The organism is Escherichia sp. WS3063 (assembly GCF_046486595.1).
GTDB classification, from domain to species: domain Bacteria; phylum Pseudomonadota; class Gammaproteobacteria; order Enterobacterales; family Enterobacteriaceae; genus Escherichia; species Escherichia coli.
On record NZ_JBJQKY010000006.1, the window covers coordinates 162,535 to 178,515 of the forward strand.

Below are 15,981 nucleotides of genomic sequence, written 5' to 3' on the forward strand. Positions count from 1 at the left end.
AATATTTTTTAAAATCGGGGGTCAGAATGTATGCATTAACCCAGGGCCGGATCTTTACCGGCCACGAATTTCTTGATGACCACGCGGTTGTTATCGCTGATGGCCTGATTAAAAGCGTCTGTCCGGTAGCGGAACTGCCGCCAGAGATCGAACAACGTTCACTGAACGGGGCCATTCTCTCCCCCGGTTTTATCGATGTGCAGTTAAACGGCTGCGGCGGCGTGCAGTTTAACGATACTGCTGAAGCGGTCAGCGTGGAAACGCTGGAAATCATGCAGAAAGCCAATGAGAAATCAGGCTGTACTAACTATCTGCCGACGCTTATCACCACCAGCGATGAGCTGATGAAACAGGGCGTGCGCGTTATGCGCGAGTACCTGGCAAAACATCCGAACCAGGCGTTAGGTCTGCATCTGGAAGGTCCGTGGCTGAATCTGGTAAAAAAAGGCACCCATAATCCGAATTTTGTGCGTAAGCCTGATGCCGCGCTGGTCGATTTCCTGTGTGAGAACGCCGACGTGATTACCAAAGTGACTCTGGCACCGGAAATGGTTCCAGCGGAAGTCATCAGCAAACTGGCAAATGCCGGGATTGTGGTTTCTGCTGGTCACTCCAACGCGACGTTGAAAGAAGCGAAAGCCGGTTTCCGCGCGGGGATTACCTTTGCCACCCATCTCTACAACGCGATGCCGTATATTACCGGTCGTGAACCGGGCCTGGCGGGCGCGATCCTCGACGAAGCTGACATTTATTGCGGTATTATTGCTGATGGCCTGCATGTTGATTACGCCAACATTCGTAACGCTAAACGTCTGAAAGGCGACAAATTGTGTCTGGTTACCGATGCCACCGCGCCAGCAGGTGCCAACATTGAACAGTTCATTTTTGCGGGTAAAACAATATACTACCGTAATGGACTTTGTGTGGATGAGAACGGTACGTTAAGCGGTTCATCCTTAACCATGATTGAAGGCGTGCGTAATCTGGTCGAACATTGTGGTATCGCACTGGATGAAGTGCTGCGTATGGCGACGCTCTATCCGGCACGTGCGATTGGCGTTGAGAAACGTCTCGGCACGCTCGCCGCAGGTAAAGTAGCCAACCTGACTGCATTCACACCTGATTTTAAAATCACCAGGACCATCGTTAACGGTAACGAGGTCGTAACTCAATAAGAGAAAGTATGACACCAGGCGGACAAGCTCAGATAGGTAATGTTGATCTCGTAAAACAGCTTAACAGCGCGGCGGTTTATCGCCTGATTGACCAGTACGGACCAATCTCGCGGATTCAGATTGCCGAGCAAAGTCAGCTTGCCCCCGCCAGCGTAACCAAAATTACGCGTCAGCTTATCGAACGCGGGCTGATCAAAGAAGTTGATCAGCAGGCCTCCACCGGGGGCCGCCGCGCTATCTCTATCGTCACCGAAACCCGCAATTTCCACGCAATCGGCGTACGGCTTGGTCGTCACGACGCCACCATCACTCTGTTTGATCTTAGTAGCAAAGTGCTGGCAGAAGAACATTACCCGCTGCCGGAACGTACCCAGCAGACGCTGGAACATGCCCTGCTTAACGCCATTGCTCAGTTTATTGATAGCTACCAGCGCAAACTGCGCGAGCTGATCGCCATTTCCGTGATCCTGCCAGGACTTGTTGACCCGGACAGCGGCAAAATTCATTACATGCCGCATATTCAGGTAGAAAACTGGGGGCTGGTAGAAGCACTGGAAGAACGTTTTAAAGTGACCTGTTTTGTCGGCCACGATATCCGCAGTCTGGCGCTGGCAGAGCACTACTTCGGTGCAAGTCAGGATTGCGAAGACTCCATTCTGGTGCGTGTCCATCGTGGAACCGGGGCCGGGATTATCTCTAACGGGCGAATTTTTATCGGGCGCAACGGCAACGTCGGTGAAATTGGCCATATTCAGGTCGAACCGCTGGGTGAACGCTGCCACTGTGGCAACTTTGGCTGCCTGGAAACTATCGCCGCCAACGCTGCCATTGAACAACGGGTGTTGAATCTGTTAAAGCAGGGCTACCAGAGCCGTGTGCCACTGGACGACTGCACCATCAAAACTATCTGCAAAGCCGCGAACAAAGGCGATAGCCTGGCCTCGGAAGTGATTGAGTATGTCGGTCGTCATCTGGGTAAAACCATCGCCATTGCTATCAACTTATTTAATCCGCAAAAAATTGTTATTGCTGGTGAAATCACCGAAGCCGATAAAGTGCTGCTCCCTGCTATTGAAAGCTGCATTAATACCCAGGCGCTGAAGGCGTTTCGCACTAATCTGCCGGTGGTACGTTCTGAGCTGGATCACCGCTCGGCAATCGGCGCTTTTGCGCTGGTAAAACGCGCCATGCTCAACGGTATTTTGCTCCAGCATTTGCTGGAAAATTAATGTGCTTTTATAGTGGCGCTTATTGTTGTCAATATTCTGGGTAGTCCATGACCATTAAAAATGTAATTTGCGATATCGACGGCGTGCTGATGCACGATAACGTCGCCGTACCGGGTGCAGCGGAATTTTTGCACGGGATTATGGATAAAGGCCTGCCGCTGGTGTTGCTGACCAACTATCCTTCGCAGACCGGGCAAGATCTGGCGAACCGCTTTGCCACTGCCGGTGTCGATGTACCTGACAGCGTGTTTTATACCTCTGCAATGGCGACCGCCGATTTCCTGCGTCGCCAGGAAGGCAAGAAAGCGTATGTGGTGGGCGAAGGCGCACTGATTCATGAACTGTACAAAGCCGGTTTCACTATTACCGATGTGAACCCTGATTTCGTGATTGTTGGCGAAACGCGTTCCTACAACTGGGACATGATGCATAAAGCAGCCTATTTCGTCGCTAACGGTGCACGCTTTATCGCCACCAACCCGGACACCCACGGGCGCGGTTTTTATCCGGCCTGTGGCGCGTTGTGTGCAGGCATCGAAAAAATCTCCGGACGTAAACCGTTCTATGTTGGTAAGCCGAGTCCGTGGATCATCCGCGCGGCATTAAACAAAATGCAGGCGCATTCGGAAGAAACGGTGATTGTCGGCGATAACCTGCGTACCGATATTCTGGCGGGCTTCCAGGCGGGTCTGGAGACGATTCTGGTGCTTTCTGGTGTTTCATCGCTCGACGATATCGACAGTATGCCGTTCCGCCCAAGCTGGATTTACCCGTCGGTCGCTGAAATCGACGTTATCTGAATAGCAACCACGCCTCAGGGCGTGGTTTCTTATTTTTAGCCATCATTAAAATCATCCTATTCAATAAAACCCGCCCAAAATTATCGATCCATCAATAAATACGTCACCACACCCTATCCTTTTTCACAAATCAGCAATCGCCATTACGTTTTTTATTTTTCCACCGCCAAATCGCTTGCGCACAGTGCTACTTTGCGGCATTTTTTTAAACAAGCAAACACAACAAGCAACAAATACCAGGTTAACGGAGAAGGTTATGTGTTCAATTTTTGGCGTATTCGATATCAAAACAGACGCAGTTGAGCTGCGGAAGAAAGCCCTCGAGCTGTCACGCCTGATGCGTCATCGTGGCCCGGACTGGTCCGGTATTTATGCCAGCGATAACGCCATTCTCGCTCACGAACGTCTGTCAATTGTTGACGTTAACGCAGGGGCGCAACCTCTCTACAACCAACAAAAAACCCACGTACTGGCGGTAAACGGTGAAATCTACAACCACCAGGCACTGCGCGCCGAATATGGCGATCGTTATCAGTTCCAGACCGGATCTGACTGCGAAGTGATCCTCGCGCTGTATCAGGAAAAAGGGCCGGAATTTCTTGACGACTTGCAGGGCATGTTTGCCTTTGCCCTGTACGACAGCGAAAAAGATGCCTACCTGATTGGTCGCGACCATCTGGGGATCATCCCACTGTATATGGGCTATGACGAACATGGTCAGCTGTATGTGGCCTCAGAAATGAAAGCCCTGGTGCCGGTATGCCGCACGATTAAAGAGTTCCCGGCGGGGAGCTATTTGTGGAGTCAGGACGGCGAAATCCGTTCTTATTATCATCGCGACTGGTTCGACTACGATGCGGTGAAAGATAACGTGACCGACAAAAACGAGCTGCGTCAGGCACTGGAAGATTCCGTTAAAAGCCATCTGATGTCTGATGTGCCTTACGGTGTGCTGCTATCTGGTGGCCTGGATTCCTCAATCATTTCCGCTATCACCAAGAAATACGCCGCCCGTCGCGTGGAAGATCAGGAACGCTCTGAAGCCTGGTGGCCGCAGCTGCACTCCTTTGCTGTAGGTCTGCCGGGTTCACCGGATCTGAAGGCAGCCCAGGAAGTGGCAAACCATCTGGGCACTGTGCATCATGAAATTCACTTCACTGTACAGGAAGGTCTGGACGCCATCCGCGACGTGATTTACCACATCGAAACCTATGATGTGACCACTATTCGCGCTTCAACACCGATGTATTTAATGTCGCGTAAGATCAAGGCGATGGGCATTAAAATGGTGCTGTCCGGTGAAGGATCTGATGAAGTGTTTGGCGGTTATCTATACTTCCACAAAGCGCCGAATGCCAAAGAACTGCATGAAGAGACGGTGCGTAAACTGCTGGCCCTGCATATGTATGACTGCGCGCGTGCCAACAAAGCGATGTCAGCCTGGGGCGTGGAAGCACGCGTTCCGTTCCTCGACAAAAAATTCCTTGATGTAGCGATGCGCATTAACCCACAGGATAAAATGTGCGGTAACGGCAAAATGGAAAAACACATCCTGCGTGAATGTTTTGAAGCGTATCTGCCTGCAAGCGTGGCCTGGCGGCAGAAAGAGCAGTTCTCCGATGGCGTCGGTTACAGTTGGATCGACACCCTGAAAGAAGTGGCGGCGCAGCAGGTTTCTGATCAACAGCTGGAAACTGCCCGCTTCCGCTTCCCGTACAACACGCCGACGTCCAAAGAAGCGTATCTGTACCGCGAGATCTTTGAAGAACTGTTCCCGCTTCCGAGCGCCGCTGAGTGCGTGCCGGGCGGTCCTTCCGTCGCGTGTTCTTCCGCTAAAGCGATCGAATGGGATGAAGCGTTCAAAAAAATGGACGATCCATCTGGTCGTGCGGTTGGTGTTCACCAGTCGGCGTATAAGTAAGAAATGCGAAACAGCCCCGGTAAAATCCGGGGCTGTTTCAGTTATTGAGGTGCTTGTTGATTCTGATATGCAGTAAGGAAATGTTCCGGGTTTGCCACATCACTGTTTGACAACTCATTACTGTAGGCCACCGACCAGGTCGCCTGCTCATCCGGAATATGCAGGCTGCCATTCCCCTCTTTCAGGCGTAATAACTCAAAAGATTTGCCCTTAATTACGGCGGTATAGGATTTTTCACCTTCCTGTAATGCTTTCACTTTACAGCGAAAAATCTGGCCATCGATGTCATTATCAACATGCGATACCTGAATGAGGGCTTCATTAGAGGCTTTCGGCCCTATCCGCATCATCCACACCACAGCGCCTTCCTGCCCACGATAGCCAAAAACATATTTACCGATTTCCGGTTTGACCGTATCGGCAAACGCAGATTGCATAAGTAATAACGCACCCATCAGCGCCGTCATAAAACGCAGCATAGTATTCCCTCAATAAATCGCCTGAAGTGGTAGCAGAGATGCAGGCGTAGCGATCCCTGCCCTGTCCTGTTGCAACGGGCCAGTATTTCATAGATTAATTTCCCACCACTATTGTTGAATTCCGAATTTCATCCTGTATGACAAAAGAATGGCTGTAGGGTGGGGAAAAAACACAAAGTAAACAATAATTGACGAATATAGCGCCACGCTGTTCGCAACCTAACCAAACAGTCACTTTCGAGCAATTTTCCTTGAAAAAGAGGTTGACGCTGCAAGGCTCTATACGCATAATGCGCCCCGCAACGCCGATAAGGTATCGCGAAAAAAAAGATGGCTACGTAGCTCAGTTGGTTAGAGCACATCACTCATAATGATGGGGTCACAGGTTCGAATCCCGTCGTAGCCACCATCTTTTTTGCGGGAGTGGCGAAATTGGTAGACGCACCAGATTTAGGTTCTGGCGCCGCAAGGTGTGCGAGTTCAAGTCTCGCCTCCCGCACCATTCACCAGAAAGCGTTGTACGGATGGGGTATCGCCAAGCGGTAAGGCACCGGTTTTTGATACCGGCATTCCCTGGTTCGAATCCAGGTACCCCAGCCATATTCTTCGAGTAAGCGGTTCACCGCCCGGTTATTGGGGTATCGCCAAGCGGTAAGGCACCGGTTTTTGATACCGGCATTCCCTGGTTCGAATCCAGGTACCCCAGCCATCGAAGAAACAATCTGGCTACGTAGCTCAGTTGGTTAGAGCACATCACTCATAATGATGGGGTCACAGGTTCGAATCCCGTCGTAGCCACCAAATTCTGAATGTGTCGAATGTGTTCGGCAAATTCACAAACCAATTTGTTGGGGTATCGCCAAGCGGTAAGGCACCGGATTCTGATTCCGGCATTCCGAGGTTCGAATCCTCGTACCCCAGCCAATTTATTCAAGACGCTTACCTTGTAAGTGCACCCAGTTGGGGTATCGCCAAGCGGTAAGGCACCGGATTCTGATTCCGGCATTCCGAGGTTCGAATCCTCGTACCCCAGCCACATTAAAAAAGCTCGCTTCGGCGAGCTTTTTGCTTTTCTGCGTATATTCAATGTCGAATGCGATGTTGACACGTCTTATCCTTCAAAGTCGGATGCGACGCTGACGCGTCTTATCCGACCTACGGTTGGCATGCATCCGGCAATGTTGTAAGGCTACAACCCTAACGCATATTTCAGCGCCTGACGTTTCAACACGCCAGCACGCTCCGCCGCCATCAAACCAAGATTACGCACAAAACGCAGCGGCGGCAGATTATTACTGAATCCGGCATAAAACAGATCCATACCGCTTTGCATAATGAAGTTATCCGCCATACGCCGCATCTGGTAACGCTTGAGGACAGGATAACTGGCCCACGCTTCACCGTAGCTGCGGGCATTCACCAGAACGTCAATCAGCGCATCAACATCGCGATAACCGAGGTTAACCCCCTGCCCCGCCAACGGATGAATGGTGTGCGCGGCATCGCCCACCAGCGCAAGCCCTGGTTGCACATACTGCAACGCATGGCGACGTGTCAGCGGAAACGCACCAGCGGCAAGCGGTGTCACGTAACCCAGACGCGACGGGAAATGCTTCGCGATTTCCGCCTGGAGCTGCGCCATATTCATATTCTGCAACTGGCGAATACGCGCCGGAGAGTCATACCACACCAGCGACGCCCAGTTATCAAACAGCGGCAAAAACGCACGCGGCCCGTCCGGAGTAAACTGCTGCCAGGTGCTGTCGCCGGGATCATTCTCGCACTGTACGCTAATCAACATACACGACTGCGCATACTGCCAGGCATGAACGCCAATTCCCGCTATCTGCCGCACCTGCGAATTTGCGCCATCGGCACCAATCACCAGCTTCGCGCGGATCGTTTCACCGCCCTTCAGTTCCAGCTCCTGAAGATCATTATGGCGATGCAGCGCAATCAGCGAGCCTGGCACACGTAACGTTACTTTCGGATGCGCTTCCAGCGCCTGCCACAGCGCCTGTTGCAGGACAGTGTTTTCCACCATGTAGCCAAGCAACGGTAGCTTAAGTTCAGCGGCGTCAAACACCACATGCGCCGTTTCCCACTCCCACGTTTCCAGTCTGCGGTAAGGATGGCAACGCATAGCCTGTACTGCATCCCAGACCCCTAACCCTTTAAGCAATGATACCGAAGCCGCACTAATCGCCGAGATCCGCACGTCCGGCTGGCTGTCAGCGACAAACGGTGCAGGTTGGGCATGTTCGATAACCATTACCGAAAATCCGTGCTGAGCCAGTCCCAGCGCCAGTGCGCCGCCGACCATTCCTCCGCCGACAATGGCAATTTCCGTTGGTTGATTTGTCATGGTCAATCATCCTGTTAGCAATATGCTTTAAGTTTACAGGATTTTTACCCCCAAGGGCTGATAACGCTCATACTGGTCACAACGGCAGCAAAGCATTACACTATGCGCCCTGCATTCCTGGCTACTATTTCGCAAGAGCAAGTCGATGACCAAAAAACTCCATATTAAAACCTGGGGCTGTCAGATGAACGAGTACGATTCATCGAAGATGGCCGATCTGCTGGATGCCACCCACGGCTATCAACTGACCGATGTGGCGGAAGAAGCGGATGTGCTGCTGCTGAACACCTGCTCAATCCGCGAGAAGGCTCAGGAAAAAGTCTTCCATCAGTTGGGTCGCTGGAAACTGTTAAAAGAGAAGAATCCAGACCTGATTATCGGCGTCGGCGGCTGCGTGGCATCGCAAGAAGGCGAGCACATTCGCCAGCGCGCCCACTATGTCGATATTATTTTTGGGCCGCAAACGCTGCACCGTCTGCCGGAGATGATCAACTCCGTGCGCGGCGACCGCAGCCCGGTTGTAGATATCAGCTTCCCGGAAATCGAGAAGTTTGACCGTCTGCCGGAACCGCGCGCCGAAGGGCCGACCGCGTTTGTCTCCATCATGGAAGGCTGCAATAAATATTGCACCTACTGCGTAGTGCCTTACACCCGTGGTGAAGAGGTAAGCCGTCCGTCCGACGATATTCTGTTTGAAATTGCCCAGCTTGCGGCTCAGGGCGTGCGTGAAGTCAACCTGCTCGGTCAGAACGTGAACGCCTGGCGTGGTGAGAACTACGACGGCACCACCGGATCGTTTGCCGACCTGCTGCGTCTGGTTGCGGCGATCGACGGGATCGATCGTATTCGCTTTACCACCAGCCATCCGATCGAATTCACCGACGATATCATCGAAGTGTACCGCGACACGCCGGAGCTGGTGAGTTTCCTGCATCTGCCGGTACAGAGCGGTTCCGATCGCATTCTGAACCTGATGGGACGTACCCATACAGCGCTGGAGTACAAAGCGATCATCCGTAAACTGCGTGCGGCGCGTCCGGATATTCAGATCAGTTCTGACTTCATCGTTGGCTTCCCTGGCGAAACCACCGAAGACTTCGAGAAAACGATGAAGCTGATTGCCGACGTCAATTTCGACATGAGCTACAGCTTTATCTTCTCTGCACGTCCGGGTACGCCAGCCGCCGATATGGTTGATGATGTTCCGGAAGAAGAGAAGAAGCAGCGTCTGTATATTCTGCAAGAACGTATTAATCAGCAAGCGATGGCATGGAGCCGCCGGATGCTCGGCACCACCCAGCGTATTCTGGTAGAAGGTACATCGCGTAAGAGCATCATGGAGCTTTCCGGTCGCACTGAAAATAACCGCGTGGTCAACTTTGAAGGCACGCCAGATATGATCGGTAAATTCGTCGATGTAGAAATTACCGACGTCTACCCGAACTCTCTGCGCGGTAAAGTGGTGCGTACTGAAGATGAAATGGGTCTGCGCGTGGCAGAAACGCCGGAATCGGTGATTGCCCGTACCCGCAAAGAAAACGACCTTGGCGTGGGTTATTATCAGCCGTAATTCTCAGGCCCGCCGTTCCGGTGGGCCTTGTTTTTTCTCTCTTTATCCCCATCTTTATCGCAATGCTTGCGCCTTTTTCCTGTGGCGTGAATAATTTCCTTATAGGCCGGTGAATGTTCAGCTTCCGGCGGCATACAGATAAGAGGAACGGTTTGAACATAGACACTCGCGAAATCACCCTGGAGCCAGCAGACAATGCGCGTCTGTTGAGCCTGTGCGGCCCGTTTGATGACAACATCAAGCAGCTCGAACGCCGTCTCGGCATCGAGATCAATCGCCGCGATAACCACTTTAAACTGACCGGCCGTCCGATTTGCGTCACCGCTGCGGCAGACATTCTGCGTAGCCTGTATGTCGATACTGCCCCGATGCGTGGTCAGATTCAGGATATCGAACCGGAACAGATCCACCTTGCGATTAAAGAAGCGCGGGTACTGGAGCAAAGCGCGGAGAGCGTGCCGGAGTACGGCAAAGCGGTCAATATCAAAACCAAACGCGGCGTAATCAAGCCGCGTACGCCAAACCAGGCGCAGTACATCGCCAATATTCTCGACCATGACATCACCTTCGGCGTTGGCCCGGCGGGTACGGGTAAAACCTACCTGGCAGTGGCTGCGGCAGTTGATGCCCTGGAGCGTCAGGAAATTCGCCGTATTCTGCTGACTCGTCCGGCGGTAGAAGCCGGTGAGAAACTGGGCTTCCTGCCTGGCGATTTAAGCCAGAAAGTAGACCCGTATTTGCGCCCACTGTACGACGCGCTGTTTGAAATGCTGGGCTTTGAGAAAGTCGAGAAACTGATTGAGCGCAACGTTATTGAAGTCGCGCCGCTGGCCTATATGCGTGGTCGTACGCTGAACGACGCGTTTATCATTCTCGATGAGAGCCAGAACACTACCATCGAACAGATGAAGATGTTCCTGACCCGTATCGGTTTTAACTCAAAAGCGGTTATCACCGGCGACGTCACGCAGATCGACTTGCCGCGTAATACTAAATCAGGCTTACGTCACGCTATCGAAGTGTTAGCCGATGTCGAAGAGATCAGCTTTAACTTCTTCCACAGCGAAGACGTGGTTCGTCACCCGGTGGTGGCGCGTATCGTTAACGCTTATGAAGCCTGGGAAGAAGCAGAACAAAAACGTAAAGCGGCGCTGGCAGCAGAACGCAAGCGCGAAGAACAGGAACAAAAATGAGTCAGGTGATCCTCGATTTACAACTGGCATGTGAAGATAATTCCGGGTTACCGGAAGAGAGCCAGTTTCAGACATGGCTGAATGCGGTGATCCCGCAGTTTCAGGAAGAATCGGAAGTGACTATTCGCGTGGTCGATACCGCCGAAAGCCACAGTCTGAATCTGACCTATCGCGGTAAGGATAAGCCGACCAACGTGCTCTCCTTCCCGTTTGAAGTGCCGCCTGGCATGGAAATGTCGCTACTGGGCGATCTGGTTATCTGCCGTCAGGTGGTTGAGAAGGAAGCTCAGGAGCAAGGCAAACCACTGGAGGCGCACTGGGCGCATATGGTGGTGCACGGCAGTCTGCATTTGTTAGGTTACGATCACATCGAAGATGACGAAGCAGAAGAAATGGAAGCCATCGAAACAGAGATTATGCTTGCTCTGGGCTATGAGGATCCGTACATTGCCGAGAAAGAATAATTTGCCAGGCATTTGACTGGCAGACGTCCCCGCCGTTGGTGATTAACGACGGCGTTTTGATTAACTAACATGAGAACCCATACGACGCCATGAGCGACGACAATTCACACAGTAGTGACACGATAAGCAACAAGAAGGGATTTTTCTCCCTGTTACTCAGCCAACTTTTCCACGGTGAACCGAAAAACCGTGACGAACTGCTGGCGCTGATCCGTGATTCCGGGCAGAACGACCTTATCGACGAAGATACGCGCGATATGCTCGAAGGGGTGATGGACATCGCAGACCAACGCGTCCGCGACATCATGATCCCCCGCTCCCAGATGATTACCCTGAAACGCAACCAGACGCTGGACGAATGCCTTGATGTCATCATCGAGTCCGCCCACTCACGTTTCCCGGTGATTAGCGAAGACAAAGATCACATTGAAGGGATTCTGATGGCGAAAGACTTGCTGCCGTTTATGCGCAGCGATGCTGAAGCCTTCAGCATGGACAAAGTGTTACGTCAGGCGGTTGTCGTTCCTGAAAGTAAGCGCGTAGACCGGATGCTGAAAGAGTTTCGCTCTCAGCGTTACCACATGGCGATCGTCATTGACGAATTCGGTGGGGTTTCCGGTCTGGTGACCATTGAAGACATCCTGGAACTGATTGTTGGTGAGATTGAAGACGAATATGACGAAGAAGATGATATCGACTTCCGTCAGCTGAGTCGTCATACCTGGACCGTGCGCGCACTGGCTTCCATTGAAGACTTCAACGAAGCGTTCGGCACCCACTTTAGCGATGAAGAAGTCGACACTATTGGTGGTCTGGTGATGCAGGCATTTGGGCATCTTCCGGCGCGTGGTGAAACCATCGACATCGACGGTTACCAGTTCAAAGTGGCGATGGCCGACAGTCGGCGTATTATTCAGGTTCATGTCAAAATTCCGGATGACTCACCCCAGCCAAAGCTGGATGAATAAAACCGAAACTGGATAGATAACTACATGGCTTTTGCCTCATTAATTGAACGCCAGCGCATTCGCCTGCTGCTGGCGTTATTATTCGGTGCCTGCGGAACGCTGGCCTTCTCTCCTTACGACGTCTGGCCTGCGGCGATTATTTCGCTGATGGGGCTTCAGGCGTTGACCTTTAACCGTCGTCCACTCCAGTCTGCCGCTATTGGCTTCTGCTGGGGATTTGGCCTCTTTGGCAGCGGTATTAACTGGGTCTATGTCAGCATTGCGACCTTTGGTGGGATGCCTGGCCCGGTTAACATCTTCCTGGTGGTGCTGCTGGCGGCGTATCTGTCGCTTTATACCGGGCTGTTTGCTGGCGTGCTGTCGCGTCTGTGGCCGAAAATCACCTGGCTACGCGTGGCGATTGCCGCTCCTGCTCTCTGGCAAGTGACCGAGTTTCTGCGCGGTTGGGTACTGACCGGATTCCCGTGGTTACAGTTCGGCTATAGCCAGATTGACGGCCCGTTAAAAGGGCTGGCACCGATAATGGGCGTGGAAGCCATTAACTTCCTGCTAATGATGGTTAGCGGCCTGCTGGCACTGGCGTTAGTCAAACGCAACTGGCGTCCGCTGGTGGTGGCCGTCTTGCTGTTTGCCCTTCCCTTCCCGCTGCGTTACATCCAGTGGTTTACCCCGCAACCGGAAAAAACTATTCAGGTTTCGATGGTTCAGGGCGATATTCCGCAATCGCTGAAATGGGACGGAGACCAGCTACTTAATACGCTGAAGATTTACTACAACGCAACGGCACCGCTGATGGGCAAATCATCGTTGATTATCTGGCCGGAGTCGGCGATAACCGATCTGGAAATTAATCAGCAACCGTTCCTCAAAGCACTGGACGGTGAGTTGCGCGATAAAGGTAGCTCGCTGGTAACCGGGATTGTCGACGCGCGTCTCAATAAGCAGAACCGCTACGATACCTACAACACCATCATCACACTGGGTAAAGGTGCACCGTACAGCTACGAATCAGCCGATCGCTATAACAAAAACCATCTGGTGCCGTTTGGCGAGTTTGTCCCGCTGGAGTCGATTCTGCGTCCGTTAGCACCGTTCTTTGATCTGCCGATGTCGTCGTTCAGCCGTGGGCCATATATCCAGCCGCCGCTGTCGGTAAATGGTATTGAGCTTACTGCGGCTATTTGTTACGAGATCATTCTCGGCGAGCAAGTGCGCGATAACTTCCGCCCGGATACCGACTATCTGCTGACTATCTCCAACGATGCGTGGTTTGGTAAGTCTATTGGTCCATGGCAGCACTTCCAGATGGCGCGAATGCGTGCGTTGGAGCTGGCGCGCCCATTGCTGCGTAGCACCAACAACGGTATTACGGCGGTGATTGGTCCGCAGGGTGAGATTCAGGCGATGATCCCGCAGTTCACCCGCGAGGTGTTAACCACTAACGTGACGCCGACTACCGGACTCACACCGTACGCACGTACCGGCAACTGGCCGCTGTGGGTGCTTACGGCGCTGTTTGGTTTTGCCGCTGTGTTGATGAGTCTGCGTCAGCGACGTAAACGTTGATGTGAATGATGCGCTGGCCTGCAAAATTGCATCATTTTTGCAGGCCAGATAAACCGTTAACACCGCATCCGGTATCAACAAAACGTACTTTCTCATTGAGCTGTGGGGCGTGATTATCATGCCCCTTTTTTCTTACGGTTCAGGGATACAAGCCACATCACCATATTGGGGATGCCGAATAATTGCCTGCGGATCAAGCGAGCGCGTCCTGTCCATTTGGATTAACCCGTTCTTCGCCATAACAAATATCTTTCTACCATCCGCTGAAAAACGAAGATGATTAACGTAGCTGGCAGGATAAACGCCAATAATCTGCCCGGCATTAATATTGAGCAGGATGACATAACCTTGCAGGCCATATGACACCAACGCTAAATATTGACCGTCCGGGCTAATACCCTCAACGGAATAAACGCTCCTGCTACACCATTGCGTCATAATGCTGGCTTGTTGATCCCCTACGCTTATACGTGAAATCCCCTGGCTATCGGCAAAAATAATCTCGCCATTTTTTGGTCGGAATCCCATCGCAGAAACGACACCACGCGCATCACCTGTGGGAAAGTCTACTTTCTGATGCGTGATGGTATTGATGCGTACAATGTCGCCTCTGACCATACCGGGTATCAACAATGTTTTTTCATCCGGGGAAAGTGCCATAACCCAGGCGCCTGGTTTACAGCTCGTCCCCGTCCCGTCGTATTTCTCCAGCGGGATATCCGCCACATGCTGATAAGTCACCAGATCAATGGCTGACACACTATTACTGGTGCGATTCATCACCCAGGCTTTTGTGCCATCACGTGAGAGGATAAGACTGTCAGGATGTGCACCGGTGGTAATCGACTGAATAATCTCCCCCGTCGCCACGTTAATGACCGATAACGCATTCGCTTCAAATGAAGTTGCATAAAGCAACGTTTCATCCGGGCTTAACGCCAGCGATCTGACGGCCTGATCTTTACAGCCACCACAATGTTTGAGTGACTTTTCTTTCGCTATGGGCGCTGTAAAGGTATGCAGGATTTTCTTTTGTCCGAGGTCGAAAACAACAATGCTGTTGGTGTTTTCAATTGCGGCATACAACGTATTACCATCCCGACTGATCGCCATATCATGGATATCGGCAATCTCAGCGAGTAAATCACCACTGGCCTGCTCACGACTTACCGGAGCGGATAATGTTTCCGTGAGGGCGTTGCGCTCCTCCATTAACTGCTGCTTTTTTTGTCGTCGCTCTTGTTCAATCTCCTGCGGATAAAACGCTTCACGCAGGCTTTGCCTGACCTGTAAAACTGATTCATCAATCTGCTGCTGCACAAGCCAGATAGCCCCGGTAAGAAGAAGACTGCCCGCAACAATAATCCCGCCTTCCGTAACGAGCCGGTTTTGCCCAGATAAACGCGCACTCAGCCAACCCAACGCGCCACCCGCCATCAGGCCGCCAATGTGGCAAGCGTTATCTATTCCTGCTTGCCGGGCACCATACAACAGTGTCAGCGCCACCATACCCAACAGAGAAAATACTCGCCGCTGGTTTTTATGGTGTGTACCCGCACCTGAAGCAAGCTGTGTTGCTATCGCAGCGCCAGCTATTCCCATAATTGCCCCGGATGCCCCAACGCTGATGACTATCTGCTCACTTTCGCGTAACGCATAACAGGCGCTGATGAGTCCACCAAAGACGCCGGAGAATAACCAGATAATCAGGAGTCGCCATTTCCCCAGTATCCGTTCCGCCACTGCCCCCACTACCAGGAGTGCAAACATATTCATCAGTAAATGGGAAAAACTACTGTGCAGAAAGACACTGCTCAATAAGCGCCAGGGTTCACCCGACAACGTGAGAGAGGCAACGTTAGCGCCGAGATGGATGAGTGCGGATTGATCGACTTCTTCGTAACTCATCCATTGTGCGAGGTAACAAAATATCCCAACACAGAGCGCAAAAAGGATCAGGGTTATTGCGGGTAATTGAACATTTAACGGCTTAACCGAAGATGCAGACATAAGGTGATTCTTCCTTGAAAAGACTAGTAAAAAGCATTTTCCCGTGTGTAGTTATCATCCCGGCAAACGTCCCACACCGAAAAGTTAACACTGTCCGAAATATGACTTTTTCAAACTGAAATTACAATCGTAATTAATGCACCCCTAAGTATTTTTTGGCATGTAAGTTGCTTTATTTACTGTGTAAGCAATGAAATCAACCGCGACGCAACCGGGTTGCACCACCACAAATCAGCGGTAG

General features: G+C 51.9%; 12 protein-coding genes and 7 tRNA genes. 16 read left to right on the forward strand and 3 right to left on the reverse strand.

The features are described from left to right. Positions 1-26 precede the first annotated feature (26 nt). The 4 genes from nagA (at position 27) to asnB (ending at position 5,125) form a co-directional block, all read left to right on the forward strand. The gene (gene nagA, locus ACJHYW_RS08335; RefSeq protein ID WP_000271154.1) at positions 27-1,175 is read left to right on the forward strand and encodes an N-acetylglucosamine-6-phosphate deacetylase; all 1,149 of its coding nucleotides are present in this window, start codon (positions 27-29) and stop codon (positions 1,173-1,175) included. An 8-nt stretch (positions 1,176-1,183) separates the two neighbouring features. Further along, on the forward strand, positions 1,184-2,404 hold the full coding sequence (gene nagC, locus ACJHYW_RS08340) for a DNA-binding transcriptional regulator NagC (protein WP_000187594.1): 1,221 nt from the start codon (positions 1,184-1,186) through the stop codon (positions 2,402-2,404). Positions 2,405-2,451: 47 nt separating this feature from the next. Next, positions 2,452-3,204: a ribonucleotide monophosphatase NagD gene (gene nagD / locus ACJHYW_RS08345; protein WP_000153129.1), complete on the forward strand. Its 753-nt coding sequence runs from the start codon at positions 2,452-2,454 to the stop codon at positions 3,202-3,204. A gap of 256 nt (positions 3,205-3,460) precedes the next feature. After that, positions 3,461-5,125, forward strand: coding sequence for an asparagine synthase B (gene asnB / locus ACJHYW_RS08350; RefSeq protein ID WP_000337077.1), 1,665 nt, complete (start codon positions 3,461-3,463; stop codon positions 5,123-5,125). A gap of 41 nt (positions 5,126-5,166) precedes the next feature. Here the strand turns inward: asnB and ACJHYW_RS08355 are convergent, their stop codons facing one another. After that, a complete protein-coding gene (locus ACJHYW_RS08355) occupies positions 5,167-5,604 on the reverse strand; it encodes a hypothetical protein (RefSeq protein ID WP_000943488.1) in 438 nt (145 codons plus the stop codon). A 332-nt stretch (positions 5,605-5,936) separates the two neighbouring features. Between ACJHYW_RS08355 and ACJHYW_RS08360 the strand changes: the two genes are divergently transcribed. The 7 genes from ACJHYW_RS08360 (at position 5,937) to ACJHYW_RS08390 (ending at position 6,640) form a co-directional block, all read left to right on the forward strand. After that, a tRNA-Met gene (locus tag ACJHYW_RS08360) sits at positions 5,937-6,013 on the forward strand. Between the two features lie 8 nt (positions 6,014-6,021). Beyond that, positions 6,022-6,106 (forward strand) — tRNA-Leu (locus ACJHYW_RS08365). 23 nt (positions 6,107-6,129) lie between these two features. Then, a tRNA-Gln gene (locus ACJHYW_RS08370) sits at positions 6,130-6,204 on the forward strand. Positions 6,205-6,238: 34 nt separating this feature from the next. Beyond that, positions 6,239-6,313 (forward strand) — tRNA-Gln (locus ACJHYW_RS08375). 15 nt (positions 6,314-6,328) lie between these two features. Then, positions 6,329-6,405, forward strand: a tRNA-Met gene (locus ACJHYW_RS08380). Positions 6,406-6,453: 48 nt separating this feature from the next. Beyond that, positions 6,454-6,528 (forward strand) — tRNA-Gln (locus ACJHYW_RS08385). 37 nt (positions 6,529-6,565) lie between these two features. After that, a tRNA-Gln gene (locus ACJHYW_RS08390) sits at positions 6,566-6,640 on the forward strand. Positions 6,641-6,793: 153 nt separating this feature from the next. On the opposite strand, the gene ubiF is transcribed toward ACJHYW_RS08390, so the two are convergent. Continuing rightward, positions 6,794-7,969: a 3-demethoxyubiquinol 3-hydroxylase gene (ubiF, locus tag ACJHYW_RS08395; RefSeq protein ID WP_000184553.1), complete on the reverse strand. Its 1,176-nt coding sequence runs from the start codon at positions 7,967-7,969 to the stop codon at positions 6,794-6,796. A gap of 145 nt (positions 7,970-8,114) precedes the next feature. On the opposite strand from ubiF, the gene miaB reads away from it, so the two are divergent. From miaB to lnt, 5 genes are all read left to right on the forward strand, one after another. Continuing rightward, positions 8,115-9,539 carry a tRNA (N6-isopentenyl adenosine(37)-C2)-methylthiotransferase MiaB gene (gene miaB / locus ACJHYW_RS08400; RefSeq protein WP_000162740.1) on the forward strand — a complete coding sequence of 475 codons (1,425 nt, stop codon included), beginning with the start codon at positions 8,115-8,117 and terminating at the stop codon, positions 9,537-9,539. A gap of 152 nt (positions 9,540-9,691) precedes the next feature. Continuing rightward, positions 9,692-10,732: a PhoH family protein gene (locus tag ACJHYW_RS08405; RefSeq protein WP_001018040.1), complete on the forward strand. Its 1,041-nt coding sequence runs from the start codon at positions 9,692-9,694 to the stop codon at positions 10,730-10,732. After that, positions 10,729-11,196: an rRNA maturation RNase YbeY gene (ybeY, locus tag ACJHYW_RS08410; protein WP_000084467.1), complete on the forward strand. Its 468-nt coding sequence runs from the start codon at positions 10,729-10,731 to the stop codon at positions 11,194-11,196. Before ACJHYW_RS08405 ends, ybeY begins: the two co-directional genes overlap by 4 nt. 89 nt (positions 11,197-11,285) lie before the next feature. Beyond that, on the forward strand, positions 11,286-12,164 hold the full coding sequence (corC, locus tag ACJHYW_RS08415; protein ID WP_001278605.1) for a CNNM family magnesium/cobalt transport protein CorC: 879 nt from the start codon (positions 11,286-11,288) through the stop codon (positions 12,162-12,164). Positions 12,165-12,188: 24 nt separating this feature from the next. Further along, positions 12,189-13,730, forward strand: a complete 1,542-nt coding sequence (lnt, locus tag ACJHYW_RS08420) for an apolipoprotein N-acyltransferase (protein WP_000853012.1) — start codon at positions 12,189-12,191, stop codon at positions 13,728-13,730. A 132-nt stretch (positions 13,731-13,862) separates the two neighbouring features. Here lnt and ACJHYW_RS08425 read toward each other — a convergent pair whose 3' ends face one another. After that, complete coding sequence (locus ACJHYW_RS08425; RefSeq protein WP_001276766.1) at positions 13,863-15,740, reverse strand: rhomboid family intramembrane serine protease; 1,878 nt, start codon at positions 15,738-15,740, stop codon at positions 13,863-13,865. Between the last annotated feature and the right edge of the window lie 241 nt (positions 15,741-15,981).